11 protein-coding genes are annotated in these 15,966 nt (G+C 39.7%); 4 read left to right on the forward strand and 7 right to left on the reverse strand.

What is annotated here, in order from left to right:
* Positions 1-170: 170 nt before the first annotated feature.
* Positions 171-938 (reverse strand): MBL fold metallo-hydrolase, encoded by a 768-nt coding sequence (locus ACUVXA_RS05455; protein WP_445870231.1) that lies wholly within the window; start codon positions 936-938, stop codon positions 171-173.
* Positions 939-1,110: 172 nt separating this feature from the next.
* Here ACUVXA_RS05455 and hisC point away from each other — a divergent pair, with 172 nt between their 5' ends.
* Positions 1,111-2,226 (forward strand): histidinol-phosphate transaminase, encoded by a 1,116-nt coding sequence (hisC, locus tag ACUVXA_RS05460; protein ID WP_445870232.1) that lies wholly within the window; start codon positions 1,111-1,113, stop codon positions 2,224-2,226.
* Between the two features lie 236 nt (positions 2,227-2,462).
* Here the strand turns inward: hisC and ACUVXA_RS05465 are convergent, their stop codons facing one another.
* The 6 genes from ACUVXA_RS05465 to ACUVXA_RS05490 form a co-directional block, all read right to left on the reverse strand.
* Positions 2,463-2,888 (reverse strand): Hsp20/alpha crystallin family protein, encoded by a 426-nt coding sequence (locus ACUVXA_RS05465; RefSeq protein WP_445870233.1) that lies wholly within the window; start codon positions 2,886-2,888, stop codon positions 2,463-2,465.
* Between the two features lie 14 nt (positions 2,889-2,902).
* Complete coding sequence (locus ACUVXA_RS05470) at positions 2,903-3,511, reverse strand: PadR family transcriptional regulator (RefSeq protein ID WP_445870234.1); 609 nt, start codon at positions 3,509-3,511, stop codon at positions 2,903-2,905.
* Between the two features lie 270 nt (positions 3,512-3,781).
* Entirely contained in the window at positions 3,782-5,149 is a 1,368-nt protein-coding gene (locus ACUVXA_RS05475; protein WP_445870235.1) for a hypothetical protein, read from the reverse strand.
* 427 nt (positions 5,150-5,576) lie between these two features.
* Entirely contained in the window at positions 5,577-6,833 is a 1,257-nt protein-coding gene (locus tag ACUVXA_RS05480) for a DUF362 domain-containing protein (protein ID WP_445870240.1), read from the reverse strand.
* A 124-nt stretch (positions 6,834-6,957) separates the two neighbouring features.
* Entirely contained in the window at positions 6,958-7,908 is a 951-nt protein-coding gene (locus ACUVXA_RS05485) for an aminopeptidase (RefSeq protein WP_445870236.1), read from the reverse strand.
* A gap of 380 nt (positions 7,909-8,288) precedes the next feature.
* Entirely contained in the window at positions 8,289-9,335 is a 1,047-nt protein-coding gene (locus ACUVXA_RS05490; RefSeq protein ID WP_445870237.1) for a hypothetical protein, read from the reverse strand.
* A gap of 555 nt (positions 9,336-9,890) precedes the next feature.
* Between ACUVXA_RS05490 and ileS the strand changes: the two genes are divergently transcribed.
* From ileS to ACUVXA_RS05505, 3 genes are all read left to right on the forward strand, one after another.
* Positions 9,891-13,043, forward strand: coding sequence for an isoleucine--tRNA ligase (gene ileS, locus ACUVXA_RS05495; protein WP_445870238.1), 3,153 nt, complete (start codon positions 9,891-9,893; stop codon positions 13,041-13,043).
* A gap of 482 nt (positions 13,044-13,525) precedes the next feature.
* Positions 13,526-15,034 (forward strand): N-acyl-D-amino-acid deacylase family protein, encoded by a 1,509-nt coding sequence (locus tag ACUVXA_RS05500; RefSeq protein ID WP_445870241.1) that lies wholly within the window; start codon positions 13,526-13,528, stop codon positions 15,032-15,034.
* 91 nt (positions 15,035-15,125) lie between these two features.
* On the forward strand, positions 15,126-15,770 hold the full coding sequence (locus tag ACUVXA_RS05505; protein WP_445870239.1) for an MBL fold metallo-hydrolase: 645 nt from the start codon (positions 15,126-15,128) through the stop codon (positions 15,768-15,770).
* Positions 15,771-15,966 lie beyond the last annotated feature (196 nt).

Raw genomic sequence — 15,966 nt, forward strand, 5'->3', positions numbered from 1 at the left:
AAATTAAAAAGGAGGTGATAAAAATATAAAAACCGTTAACAATTCGGAGGTACTGAAAGTTAGATAAAAAATGCCGTTATCGGGGACGCAAATCCGATTGTCCCCCATGTGGGAACTAAAAAGAATCCGGTCTTTACACGTTAACGTGATGTATTAAAATGAATTGTTTTTCATAATTCTATTTCCATACCGTCGAAAGCAGCGTAAATTTCACCCTTCTTTCTCAGTAATTTACTCAAATCATCATAGGGTGGTGTTCGATGGCCAAGGTGGGTGAAGATTGTTTTTTTTGCTCCGCATTTTTTTGCAAGTATTATTCCTTCCATGATGTTTATATGTCCCCATTTATTTGAACCTGTGTAAAAGGGCTTTTTTAGAGTTGATCCATCTAGAAATAGGCAATCCACTTCAAAATACTTCATATCCTCTTCTTTTTTAAAGCTAAGAAAATCTGGGAAATATCCTAGTATAATATTTTGGTCATTTATTACAAATCCAACCGTGTGTATGTTTTCTGAGTGAACTACGGGCACAGGAGTGATTTTCAAACCATGAAGTTCAAATGATTTATAATCCTTAAACGTCTCTTTTCTATACCTTGAATTTGGAAAAATTCTATCAAGGACTTTCCAAGTATGTTCTGATCCATAAATCGGGACATTCTTCATAATCTTACATTTTTTGGGATTGAGATCATGTAAACCAAAAATGTGATCTGGATGACTGTGGGTTAAAAGAATTGACTTTATATTACAAATCTTAAATTGTAAAAGTTGATGGTATATATCGGGCCCCGCATCAATCAATATCGAATCATTAATAAAAATTGACGACCTTAAACGTTTATCTCTCTCATTTGTAGAGGAACACAATCGACAATCACACACAAGTCGAGGAAAAGCCCAGCCAGAACTAGATCCAAGCACTTTTATTTTCATTTAATACTCACAACCTTAGAGTTGCTTTCCCAAAAAATTTACATGAGCTATTTACCTATTTTCTAATTAGATTCAAATACTTCCGCTATATTAAAATAGCAAATATTAGTTTAATTCTTTTGTCCTTTAATGGGTGGAAAATAAATCATTGCATTCACGGATAGGTGATCTCATGACTAAGAACATTACCAAATTTGTTAAACCACAACTAATTGACGTCCAATCCAACTATGAAGTACTAACCCAAATTTTAGGCCCAAAAATAATAAGTGACGCAATGTGCAGCGAAGAAATGATAAGGATGTTCAGTAACGAGAATCCTTATCCTCCTTCCCCAAAAGTTCTACAAGTAATGGAGGACTACCTACAGATAGCGAATAGATACCCAGACCCGACCTGCTACTACTTAAACGAGAAGATCGCTGAATACACAGGTCTCAAACCGGAAAATGTTATTATAGGACATGGTTCACTCGGAGTAATAGAATTAATTTATCATACTTTTGTAGGTTTCAACGATGAGGTTATATTAACTCTTCCCTCATTCGAACAATTTGAATTCATTTTAAATCTAATGTCTGGAAAACCAGTTTTTATTCAACTTCAAAAACCAGATTTTATACTAGAACCAGAAATAGTATCTAATAGTGTTTCCCCAAAAACAAAACTTATAATTCTTATTAATCCAAACAACCCTATAGGCAATGTTATGCCTGAAGACACAATTAAAAAAATCTTAGATGAAGATGCCATTGTGGTGGTAGACGAAGCCTATTATGAATTTTGTAAAAAAACAGTTGCTCCATGGATTCCCGAACATGAAAATCTCATAGTTCTCAGAACCTTCTCCAAAGCCTTTAGTCTAGCAGGTTTAAGGATAGGGTACGGTCTCGCAAATCCCGAAATAATAAAAGAACTGAGAAAACTCCAAACCCCTTTCCCCATAAATATGATATCAATTCAAGCAGCCATCGCCGCTCTTGAAGATACCGATTACGCTGAAAACAATGTTTCAAAAATATTAAAGGAAAGAAAATACCTCTTAGAAGAACTCTCAAAAATCAAAGGAATAAAACCGTATCCATCAGAAACCAATTTTATACTAATAGAAATCACAAAAGAAAACTTAGATTCACGAATAATAACCGCAAAGCTACTTGAAAATAAAATTCTTATCAAAAATTGCGCAGACCAAAAAGGGTTAAACGAAAAATTCATCAGAGTCTCCGTTTCAACACCCGAAAACAACAAACTATTCATAGAAACCCTAAAAAAAATAATAGGGTAAAAAACTACCGCTAAAACACTAAGCAAACAAAACCTAAACCTAACCATCTATTTTTCTAACCAGTACCAACAAATTTAAATTAAATCCAAATAAAAAATGAATTCCCTTAGGATCCCCCCCGATATACCAAATATTCAATTTTTTAAATCAGTTATAGATTATTTAACCAATAAAAACTGGTTAATAGGGAAAAAGGTGCTCCAATTTTTAATACTTTTGCCGCACTGTGGTTCTGTTTAATTTACGTTAACACTTTTTTCAGGCTCCTTCTTGAGTATGACTCTTAGTACACCGTTTCTGTAAACAGCCTTAGCGTCTTCTCCTTTGGCCCTAGCTGGTAAACTCACGTTTACCCGGAATGTTTTCTTCTCGGTTCCTCTGAGTTTAATCTCTTGCTCGTCGTGGTCACGTTCCGCCTCAACCTCAAGATAGTAATCTCCTACCTTCAAGTCGATGTCATCCTTCTCGAAACCCGGTATGTCAATCTCTACGACTATGTACTGCTCGTCATCGATAACATAGGTGGATCCGAATGTCCTTATCTTCTCGAACCATTCCGGAAACTTCTGCGCCATCATTCGGCCAAAGTGTCTTATGTGGTGTTTAAATCTGGGATCCCATGGAGCAAAGAAATCTGGTCCACAGCCCTTACCATAATCCATATCTTTTTCACCTCCTATTCCACCTTTATCCTCTTTGGGGGCTCTTTTGCGGGCTCCTTTTCCAACCGCTTAATCGCCTCATCAATGGACTTCAACTCCGACTCTAATCGCGTCTTCAATCCCCTTAGCATGGGAAGAATTTCCTCTGGTGGCAGAAAAGCGGTGGCATAGTCCTTAGCAAGTTTGGCCATTTGTTCAATTCTTTTAGCCATGAAGTGAGTCCTCCTTTGAGCGTACTTATCAAAACCGGAACAAAGATGGTCGTCTACAAAGCCCACGAAATGCTGAAAGAAATCGATTTCGCGGTCAAACTTCTCAGCAATATTTCTCAAGGCGTCCTCCCCCAATTGAGTTATCTCGTATCTTTTTCTGATAGGCCCCCTGTCGCTCTCCTCCTTGGTTCCCTGGATTAATCCTCTTTCCTCCAGTCTGGAGAGTGCGGGATATATTGCACCTGCTTTTACCTCCCAGAATCCCTTAAACTTTTCACTAAGACTATTGATGATTTCGTAACCATAACAGGGCTTCTCTTTTATCATTACCATTATGAGAAACTCTACGGGACTTATTTTCTGCAGTCTGTCCCAGATGTTTCTACCGAAGCCGCGTCCTTGCCATATCATTACCATCTCACCAATTTTTGTTAACTCTACATATTAATAACTAATTATTGTTAACTCTATATACCAGATTAACATATAAACCTTTCGACATGTGCAAAAACAATCCCCAATCAGATCATCCCTCATAATTATTAAGATAATGGGAAAAGCTTGAAAGAAGAGAAACTAACTAAAAAAGTTCAATTATCAATTTTTAACTGCAAATCTTGAAGTAGTATTTAATAAAAAATAAAAAGAAAATAAAAAAAATAAAAATAGATTTATTGAAGTTTATCTCCAAGGCCAGTGGTGGAAAGTCTCGTATGTCAGCAGACCGAAAAGCACAACCGTCAAAAGCCAAGCAAACATCAGGGCATGGCCCACAAACTCTGCAAGTCCCTCGAAATAAGCGAAAAAGACCATTGATTGCCATAGGGCAGCAGGGATGCCGAGTAGATACCATTGCGCCCAAAGGGCTAGGTATGTTGTTTCTAATCCACTTAATGCCGTTATAAGGTTCCCTTGCATTAATGGAATAGCGAATCCTGGATTGACCATAAACAGATAGTATACTATTGTACCAACCACGAAAGATGTTATCACTAAGCCTATGTTACCCTTAGTACCCCACCTATTCCAGGGCCACATCTGGAAAGCAATCTGTCCTGCTAATAGAGTTACCAACGGGAAAGCTACGTAAGCGGCGACAGAGGCATGACTTACCGTCGGAAATGTGAATAACCATGGTGGAGGTCCTGTGATGAGAATTGTTTGTGATGTCGGACCTAAAATTGCAACCACAATAAACCACATGACGAATCCGATTATAATTGCCAATGCAAAGAGTAGGAGTCCCCTCTTGGGCTGCTTTATTCCAAGCCAGGGGTTGATGATACTCATTATTACTGCTCCAACGATGATGCTTAAAATCAGCGAAACATAAAAGTCATAGGGTTCAAAGGGAAGCAGGTTCAAAAGTGGGATACCCATGATATACTGTGTCCATGCGGTAGCTAACGGATTCAACCAAATCAAACTGGTAATGACCCAGTACAATATCAAGGTAATTGCCCAGGATATTGAAGCGTAGAATGCAATTTTGATCGCTGGGTTCCACCCCATTCTCGTTGGGGTTGCCAAGGGCCAGTAATTGAATAGTGTGAGCCATAGGGGGAATATTAGGAATCCACAAGTCCCCAGAAGAATCATTTCATAACCCTTAAAGCCCAGCACGATTCCAAATATGTACCATGTTATGAAGGCTAAGATCGCTGAGGTTGCTAATACGCCTAGGCCTGCCCACGGTTGTCTTTTCAGCGGTGTGATAGGTACCCAGAGTCCGAGATAGGCGATGGTGAAGACCCACACGATACAGAAGATAAAGAATGGTATCCAATCGACAAGGTATCCCAGAGGATACAACTCCATGAGCATGGGATTGTTGATTGCCAGCAGCATGCCTAATTCTTCACCCAAAGTGTTTACCGCAATAAAGAAATTCATTTCGAACATCCTGGTGGCGAGACCCCAGATTGGGTGTAGGAACCACTGATATACTATGTATGCTACCATGAGAACTGTTCCGAAGGTTAGGAATCCTAGCCAGGGTTGCTTGTATTTCGGTGCTGCTTCTGCTGTTACAGCTGCTTTTTTTGCCATTCCTCTCTTGTCCTCCTTTTTTTCGGCTTCTCTTTTGGAAGCTTTATAGAATTATTGCTTTTTTAATATATATATCTTTGGGAAAAAATGGTTATATTATTAAAATTAACGTTTCTTAAAAATTGAAGATTTACTTTTTATTTGTTTATTGGTTTAAATATTTTACGTATAAAAATAAATACAAGTTTCCAATATTTTCATATTTATAAAAATTATCTTAAATTAAGATTTAGTAAAAAAATACTGAATCTTCTATGATATTTAGTATAAATTAACATATTTTCTAAGATAGTAAGTGAAAATATTGGAAAAAAGTAAAATTTTAATATTAGATTCTTAAAAAATGAAAATTTTTTTCCTAAAACTTCTAAAAAAACTGAACTTGTCTTTAAGATTCTCACCAATTTTTTCATTGACAACATTTTTTCTAGTAGTATTTGAGTGTATGTTTCATTGGGGGTAGTCTCCGATCCTTTGAAGCCTTTCTTTTTTCCTGTCCTTCTATAGCCTTTTTCTTTGCTTCCTCACTTAGGCACTGGTCTACGAAAATTTGGTAAAACTCTCTTCCACTTGGTGGACAACCCGGAAGAAACACCCCCCTATCCTTATTTTTCATTTGGCAATCTCCCACTATATAGACTGTCCTCTGGGGGTTTTCTGGAACCTCGCCATCTGTTCCCATAACAAGTGTAAAGGGCTCAGTGTCTCCTTCGGTGTAGTTGGTAATTACCCATACCACTCCCACAGTTGCGTTCAAACACCCGGAGCAGTAATCGGTACCGCATATTTCCATTTTACCGTCGATTCCCAAGGCCCGAGAATAGTGCTCCCCAGCTTCATCTATTCGGCAACATTTTTTAAAATTCGGAACTATACTATCCTCCAGTTTTTCACCCTTGATTTCAATTTCCTTGATATTAATTTTACCGAAACCATTTTCACTCGCTATTTTGAGATGTTCAACCTCTCTGGGATCGATGTTCATGATGGTTGCAGCCACGCTGTCTGTGGATATCACATTGTCACCAGCAATCAGTAGGTTAGTATTTCTCGGAAGACCAAAAGTGGGTCCAAGGTACTCGTGGCTAACAATACCGTCGATGATTGTGAGCCCGGGATTCAGTTTCTCGGCTAGCAAAGCTATTAATCGGTGTATGCCCTCCCGGTGTATTTTGGCCTTCGACTTGAAGTCGATGGATCCCACCGCTATGTTTTTCGTTCCAAGGGATACGGTGCAGAGTATATGGTTTTTCATGGATGGAACGTTAATGAGGAAGTCGCATTCATTTAAAATTTTACTCAAGTTGACTGTGGTTTCGTCCACTTTTACGGTTTCAAATTCTCCCTGGTCAATGTTATAGAGTTCTCCACCGACCTCGGGAATATTTTTTGTTAATTCTAATCCTTCGTATACCTTATCCACTTTAACTCCGTACATTCCACTCTCGGCAACAACCACTCTTCTCACGCCATTATCCTTTAAGATTTTGACTAGAGCGGTTACCAGTTTGGGATCGGTCCCTATACTTTCCTGAATTTCCGGCGGGTAGCCAAGATGAAGGCTACCATAATTCGGCTTAATAACAATATTATCGTAACCGAAAATCTTGCCATCCAAATTTAAGGTCTTAAGAATACCCCAAATAGATTGTTCATAATCTCCCTTGAATCTAAATATAACCACCGTCAAACCTGGGCCTCCGGGCAAAGAGTTTCATTCAGACAATTAATCTAAAATTTATAACCTTTACTCAAAATAAATACCGTGCAAAACTATATTATCCCTCTGTTAAAGTGGGCCTTTTTGGTTAAATTAGACATTTTCCTCTATCAAGTACTTTCTTTCCATCTATTTCTAGAGTCGCCTTGTTAATCACTGCATCGTGATGAATATTGCTCATAACTTTGCCTCCAATGTTTATGCTTTTACCAATAGCTAGGTGTATTGTGCCCAGAACCATTTTATCACCAATAGTTCCAGTGAAATTCTTGAAAAAATGATTGGTGCCTACTCCGAGTTCTCCAATATTTGTAGCGTTCTCGTCGGCTTCTTTTATAATTTGCTTTAACATATCCGCTTCTTTACCGCCTTTTATCTCCACCAATTTCCCGTCCTTTATAGTCCATTCCATAGGCTGCTTTATAGCCCCTACTCTCTCCATGAAAACATCTATAACCGCTTTTCCTTGGGTGGTTCCCTCAATTGGAGCTACCGCAGCTTCAGCATAAAATGGTACAGCTCCCCACTCTCCGGGCTCTGTGAACACCGCCTTCAACTGTTGAACCGGTCTCCCCTTAATAGACATAATCACATCCGTGCCTAAAGCCGTAGAAATACGAGCTTCTTTCCCCTCGCCCATGATTTCCGCTAGTCTTTCAGTAAGATTCTTTATTCTCAAAACATCCTCCTCCGTGATATCCCAAAGGATGAAGGGTACAAGGCCCGCTCTTGCCCCGGCGTTCGTGGCTCTTGCCCTAGCATTCATATGAGCAAATAGCTGAAGGTACCTGAGATCTAAAACTGCGAGTATCACGTCGCTTGAGAGCATTAAATCTACAACCTCTTGTGGTGGCTCCACCTCCATCTCAGAACCCTTAACAATTTTTATAACGGGATTCGCCTTCAAAACTGATACTTCGGAGGCAAGTATATTTGCGGTTTCTTCAAAGCCTTCTTGAGTTACAAATAGCACATTCTCTCCGGGTTTAACACCCATACAAGTTTCAATAATTACTTTAGCTCCCTTCTTAGATTTCAAAGCAATCACCTTTTCTTGTCTTAAAATTGTAAACCTATATAAACAGTTTTCTCCCAAAAATATTAAATAAGAAGAGCTTAAAGAAAGAAAAATACGGATAACAAGTATTATTTCTTTATTTTAAGAAAATTCTAAGCTTGGTAAATTGGAGTAACATTGATGGAAAAATTGTTTCGGTCCTGTCGGTCTTTCACTTCATACCGGGTGTAAGAAAGAATTCGAAATATCGCTTCTTTAGGTCAACTCCGATAATGAAGTTAAAATTATTAACTCTATCTGTGGTGGAGCCAAAAACTGCGAATAGAAAGTCAAAATCAAATAGAAAACAATTAAATTTGAAACTTTAATGATTTTTTAGTTCTAAAGGATCTTGTATTTATCTAAAATTCGGCTTCCGTGGAATCTACCTGTCCCTCAAGGAATTTTTGATATTTTTGCACGACTTTATCTTTGAGTTCCATTGCCAAGATAGGGTTTACCTTTATGATTTTTCTAAGTACGGATTCTACTAGGGGCTCATTCTTCTCCCCATTAATTTTCAAGGCCAATTTATCGGCCCCCATACATTCCAGAAGCACACTCATAATCTCCTCCCTTTCCTCATTATTATCGCAGGAGAAAGCTCTGAGAACCTCATTTCCCACAATCCTAATGAAGAACAGTTTTAAATCCCTCAGCTCCCTTCTCAGAAGGTTGGAAACTCCTGCTTTAATTATGCTCCACACAAAGTCGTAAGCCACTCCTTCCCTCCTAACCACAAAAACACAGAGCAAAACATCCTCCAACTTCTTAGTATCCGTCTCAATTTCCACTATTCTAGCAAATTTCTCACAGTCTATCTTACTCACAAAGTTTTCAACTAGTAATGGATCAATGGCAAGCAGACACCGCAGACAGGCAGCCAAAGAAGAGAGATCCTCCGAGCCGCCAATCTTCTCAATTATCGGATCCCAATTCAGCTTTAACACCATTTCCCTCGCCAACACCTGATTCACAGATCCTATAGACTCCAAAAAATAAACCGCAGCCATAACATCCTCTGATACACCATTCAGCTTCTCTACTAGAACCTCCTTATCCATATTCTCAGCCAGCCACTCCGGAACCCAACTGGAAGCAGTTCCACTAGAAGCCTGCCCCACATAACTGAAAAATTTTCTGATCGCCTCCAAATCCTCTTCGTCATCCAGCCTCTCAACCAAAGCCGCCAAATCCAAACCATTAAGCAATTCTTCAACCAGATTCTTACTCTCAAAACCCATCTGAAGCATAACCAGTCCAATCTTACCCAAATCCGGATCCCTGTTAAGCTCATCCCTAACCGCCTTAAGCTCCTCCACTGACAACAAAGCCCTACGAACAAGCTCCCGGCTCTCATTCAACAAAATATTCGAATCCGCGCCGTCTTCCCTAACCATGTGCCTCATAATCCTCCAATATTACATACATATAAACTCTAAACAAACTAAAGAACCTCAACATCCACAAACAATTAACAATTCTATGAAACTAATGCACATCACAAATTATTAACATTTTGATTAAATTATTTTACCCATAAGCCAGCGAAAACCATAAAATTCCCTTAAAATTCTATACACCATTAGTTGAATTCTCGCAGTGCAGTCTAGGATACCCACAAATCAAAAATGCACTTTTTCTGACAAAACATTACACAGCCGATGAAGCCCTTCAGAAAAAGTTTAAATACTGTTTTTGGTCTTTTTCCTAATGTTACGGAGGTCAACGGAAGTGTATCGCCGCCAAATTTGAAGGCTAAAAAACAAAACTACTTCTCAGACGAAAAAAGGCAAAAACTTCCGTTGAAAATGTTTAATAATCACACAAAAATTAGTTTTAAAGAATCAACCTTAAACATTCTTTCCCTAAAAACACATTCTACAAAAAATTTAATAAAAAAAACATTAAATTATAATTCTTCACTAAAGCTAAACCAAACCAATAATTGGAAGTGACAAAATATGACACTCTACGACAACGTGGAAACCACACCCAACTACCCCAAAGTCGAAGAAAACATACTAAAACTCTGGAAACAAAACAACACATTCCAAAAAACCCAAAAACACCGAGAAAAAAACCACACAAAATGGTTCGTATTCCTCGAAGGACCTCCCACAGCCAACGGATTACCCCACGTGGGACACGTCCTGACCAGAGCAGTAAAAGACATAGTTATGCGATACAGAACAATGAAAGGAGAATACGTAAACCCACGTCGTAGTGGCTGGGATGTACACGGCCTTCCTGTGGAGCTTGAGGTTGAGAAGGAGCTTGGTTTGAATAGTAAGAGGGAGATTGAGGAGTTTGGTGTTGCGAAGTTTAACGAGAAGTGTAGGGAGAGTGTTTTTCGCTATGAGCGGGAGTGGGTTCGGATGACGGAGCGTGTGGCTGCCTGGATGGATATGGATAATCCATATGTTACTTTAAACCCGGAATATATTGAGAGTATTTGGTGGTCTTTGAAGCGGATTTGGGATGATGGGAATCTTTTCCGGGATTATTATGTGGTTTTGTATTGTCCTCGTTGTGGTACTCCTTTGAGTGCGCATGAGGTGGCTTTGGGCGGATATAAGGATGTTAAGGATCCTTCTATTTTTATTAAGTTTAAGTTGTTGGGTGAGGAGAATACTTATTTTCTGGCTTGGACTACTACGCCTTGGACCCTGCTTTCGAATGTGGCTTTGGCTGTTCATCCGGATTATGATTATATTCTTGTAGAGTATCGGGGTGAGTACTTGATTTTGGCTAAGGCTCTTCAGATGGTGCTTGAGGGTGATTTTAAGATTGTTAGGGAGTTTAAGGGTGAGGACTTGGCGGGTTTGGAGTACTGGTCTTTATTTGATTTTGTAAAGCCGGATAAGAAGGCTTTTGTGGTGGTTTTGGCGGATTTTGTGACTCTTACTGAGGGCACTGGTGTGGTGCATATGGCTCCGGCTTTTGGTGCTGAGGACTTTGAGATGGCTAAGAAGTATGGTTTGGCTGTGATTCAGCTGGTTGACGAGTCGGGGCATATTACAGAGGAGGCTAAGCCTTTTGCTGGCATGTATGTTAAGGACGCGGATAAAAAAATTGTTGAGGCTCTGAAGGAGAAGGGGCTTCTTTTCCGTGAAGGTATTTTGGAGCACCCGTATCCTTTCTGCTGGCGGTGTGATACTCCGCTTCTCTACTATGCGATAGAGACCTGGTATATTAGACTTAGTGCTCTTCGAGAGAATCTCCTCAGTAATAATGAGAAGATAAACTGGTATCCTCGCTACCTTAAGCATGGGCGTTTCGGCAACTTTCTTGAGGAGGGAAAGGATTGGGCTCTCAGTCGCAACCGGTTTTGGGGAACTCCGCTTCCCATTTGGAAGTGTGCTAATAAGCACTATGTTTGTGTGGGAAGCTTTGAAGAGTTGGAGAAGTATGCGGGTAATCTTCCAGAGAATTTTGATCCTCATAGACCTTTTGTGGATGAGATAACTTTTTCCTGTCCGGAATGCAGTGAAGTTATGAGCAGAGAACCTTATGTTATTGACTGCTGGTACGATTCTGGTGCTGCTTCTTTCGCGGAGCATCATTATCCCTTTGAGAATGTGGAATTCTTCGAGAGGACTTTTCCCGTGACTTTTATAACTGAGGCCATTGATCAGACTAGGGGCTGGTTCTTTAGCCTTCACGCCGTAGCCACGGCTGTTTTTGACAGCAACGCGTATCAGAACGTGGTCTCTTTGGGCCATGTTTTGGACGAGCATGGGGTCAAGATGAGTAAATCTAGGGGAAACGTTGTTGATCCAAATTTAATATTTAAGAATGAGGGCGCAGATGCGATGCGATGGTACTTCTTCGTATCAAATCCCCCATGGACGCCAAAGCGTTTCAGTGAGCGAATGGTTATCGAGACTAGGAACCATTTTCTCAACACTCTCTGGAACACCTATTACTTCTATGTGACCAATGCGAACATTGATAATTTCAATCCCTATGATGAGAAATATAAGAAGAAGGATTCTCAGAACATTCTTGATAGGTGGCTTAAAAGTAGATTAAACAGGGTCATAAAAACTGTGGATACCAGTATGCAAAACTACATGATTCATGTAGCTGCTCGTGCTATTGATAAGTTTGTCGTGGATGATTTGAGCAATTGGTATATTAGAAGATCGAGGCGCAGGTTCTGGAGAGCGGAAATGGATGAGGACAAAATCGCTGCGTATCATACTCTTTTTGAGGCTTTAGAAACCTTGGATAGGCTTTTGGCCCCTTTCATTCCTCTAATATCTGAGGCGATGTATCTTAACCTTTCAAAGGGTAATAGTGAAGCTTTTGAAAGTGTTCATATGGCCGATTTTCCTGCATTGCGGGAAGAATTCTTGGATGATGAGCTGGAGAAAAGCATGAGTCTGGTGATCGATGTTTCTAGTGCTGGACGCGCTGCTCGAGCCAGCAAAAATATTAAACTTAGACATCCCCTTAAAGAAATGGTTGTGGTTGCCAATGAAGAGAGACTAGACTACCTAAAGACCTTGGAAGATATATTAAAAGACGAACTGAATGTCAAAGAAATCAAATATGAAACGGATGATTCTAAATATGTAATATATAAACTTAAACCTAATTTTAAAGAAATTGGACCGAAGTATAAAAATCTGGCACCAAAGATAGTCCAAGAATTGGAAAGAGTGGATGCTAAGGAAGCGTCACAGATTCTAGGGGAAAAAGGCAAACTCACAGTTTATGTGGGTGAAATGCCCGTGGAATTAACCAGCGATGAAGTTGGAGTGGAAACCCTAGAGAAAGAGAACTACGTGATGGGGCAAACCTCTTATGTAAAGCTTTTCCTCAACACGGAGATCACGTTGGACTTGGCGAAGGAAGCTCTAGCTAGAGAGGTGGTGAGAAGAATACAAACCATGAGAAAAGAAATGAACCTGAACTATATGCAGAGAATCGAAGTCTACATAGACTGCAGCGAAAAAATGTTCCAAGAAATAGAAGAGAACAGCGATTACATCCAAGAAGAAACACTAGCAACCCTCCTAAAACAAGGAAAAAGCAAAACCAAAGGCTACCAAAAGAAATGGAAACTGAACGACGAACAAATAAATATTACCATAAACGAAGCAAAATAGGAATAATCAGACAATGAGTCTACTATTTATTATATGATGATTTGTTTCAGTTCTGTTAACTGTTAAATCCCGCTTTTCCTCACCCTCCAGGAACCACTTTTTGGTGCATCTAACCCTGCTAGGCGTGAAATCCCCCTAAAACAAGGGGTTTAAACCCGTTTTCCCTCCACAAAAACCACCACGGAAAGTTAACACAAAAGAATATAAAAATCAGAATATTATAAAAGGTAGACTCATTGAATCAGACAATTTTTTCGTCTCTTCCTACTTTTTCAACTAGAATTTGATAATCACATTAAAATATCAGAAAAAATAAGAAAATAATCAAAAAGAAGGAGGGTAAAAAAATTTCCATACTTTTACAGAATGGAAGAATATTAGACGGTACGGGGAACCCCTGGTTCAAAGCAGACCTTCTTATAGAGGGAAATAAGATTTCAAGAATCGAGCCTTCAATAGGAGCCACCGGTGTCGATAATGTCATCGATGTTTCTGGATTAATTGTGGCACCGGGATTCATTGACATTCACTCCCATTCCGAACTCACCATATTTTTAGAACCAACGGCAAAGAGCAAAATTTCCCAGGGGGTAACAACAGATTGTGTAGGAAACTGTGGCTTCTCGGCAACCCCTATTCCTAAAGACCCGAAGAGACGAGAAGAGATGCTCAAAACAATGATATGGATTTCCGAAATAGAAGATTTCGAAATACAATTCCACACTATAGAAGAGTACATACAAGAACTAAATAAAACCAAAATCGGAATAAACATCGTTTCCCTAACCGGACACGGAGTGCTAAGAACGATCTCTATGGGCCTTGAGAACCGAGAACCAACCCCCGACGAGCTTGAAACTATGAAAAATTACCTGGAACAGGAACTAAAACTTGGGTCATTCGGACTAAGCACAGGTCTCGATTACCCACCAGGAAACTTCGCTAAAACCGACGAAATAATAGAGCTCTGCAAAGTGGTGGTTAAATACAACGGCATCTACGCTACGCACTTTAGAAATACTTTAGGCTCTTTAGCCTCTGCAACCCGAGAAACCATAAAGATAGGAGAAGCCACCGGTGTTCCGGTTCAGATCTCGCATTTTAAAGCCTTTGGAAAACTCTTCTGGGGTACACTTGGGGACGCCTACAAAGTTGCCATGAGAGCTAGGAAAAAAGGATTAGATGTAACATCTGACACCTACCCCCATCTAGCAAACTCCACGGGATTGTTTATGACGATGCCTTTTAACTTGTATTTAACGGATGGATCCCTAGACCCGAAAGGCTTTCATGAAAAAATTAAAAGAACTAGAGAGGATCCGGATCTTGAGGCCCAGGTCAAAATGGGAATAGATCAAATGGCTGGCGATGTGTGGGGAGTGGATATAAAATCTGGTGATTTATCCGAGTGGAGAAAGATAATCGTTTCCACCAAGGGAGATCCCACCTATAACGGGAAGTCATTGGAGCAGATTGCGAGGGAACAGAAAAAGGATCCCAGAGATGTACTCATAGACATTTTTATCAAACATGGAATGGAGCCCTGGGGCACATTTATATCTATGAAGGAAGATGATAACCAAGTAACATTGACACATGAGATTTCGATGATATCTTCTGATGGTTGGGTAGTTCCAAATGAAGACACCTATGTCAATCCTTACTACTATGCTGCATTTACCCAAACACTGGCAAAATATGTGCGGGAAAAAAATTGGCTCACTCTACCTGACGCAATACGTAGAATGACCTCGTTCCCAGCGCAGAAGCTAGGTTTGATTAAGCGGGGATTATTAAGAGTTGGAAACTATGCTGACATCACTGTATTTGACCCTGATAAAGTTCAGGACCTCTCGACATACGAGAATCCGCACCAGCACTCAGTGGGCATTGAATACGTCCTAGTAAATGGCCAATTTGCCATTAGAGAGGGAAAATTCACTGGAATAAGAGCAGGCATCGGAATCTTGAAGAATCGGCAAGAGCTATAAATAATCAATAAAATAATTGGATTTATGTCAGAAATACTTTTTATATTTTTATGTCAAAATTTATACTGAAAATTTTTTGGAGGAATGAAGATTGGTAAAAATTAAATGGTGGGGTCACGCCACATTCGAAATCAAAGGAAGCAAACTGTCGGTGGTCACTGATCCTCATGGAGGTTCGGTGGGATTACCTGAACCTAAATGCTCCGGTGACATTATTCTGGTTTCGCATGATCACTTCGATCACTACTCCAAAGTCGAAGATGTGTGCAAGGGCGGTGCCGAAAAAGTCCTGTGGATGGCAGGAACTAAAACCGTTAAAGGCATTCCTATAAAGGGGGTACCTGTATTTCACGATGAGAGTAAGGGTAGCCAAAGGGGCAAAAATGTTATCTACACTTTCGAATTGGATGGAGTAAAATTCTGCCATCTAGGAGATCTAGGCCACATTCCCTCAGAAGATGAAATAAAGGAGATCGGTGCGATCGATGTACTGTTCACTCCCGTTGGAGGAGTTTTCACCATAGACGCCGGAGGAGCCACAGAAGTAGCGGACTTAATAAAGCCGAAGATAATAATTCCAATGCATTATAAAACTCCCGGTTTGTCACTTGGTTTGGCTAAAGTTGAAGAATTCACCAAGAGAAAGCCAAGAGTAAAAGAAATTAAATCTTCTGAAATAGAAATATCTAAAACCAGTATACCCAAAGAAACAGAGATTTGGGTTTTAACCCCCTAAATTTTTTCATTTTTTTTTCCAGGTCAAGATTTTTGTATCTTTGTTTTTTTTAACTTTTATAACCTTTTCAGGACTTGTATAGAAAGTTATATACCGTAGAAACTTACAATTCTATCTATAACTTTTGACACTTCCCGCGACTAGAGTCGGGGGATTCTTGCTTCTGGCTTTCTGCGTCTTCGAAGCAATGGGTGTG

This window comes from Candidatus Jordarchaeum sp., assembly GCF_052745115.1.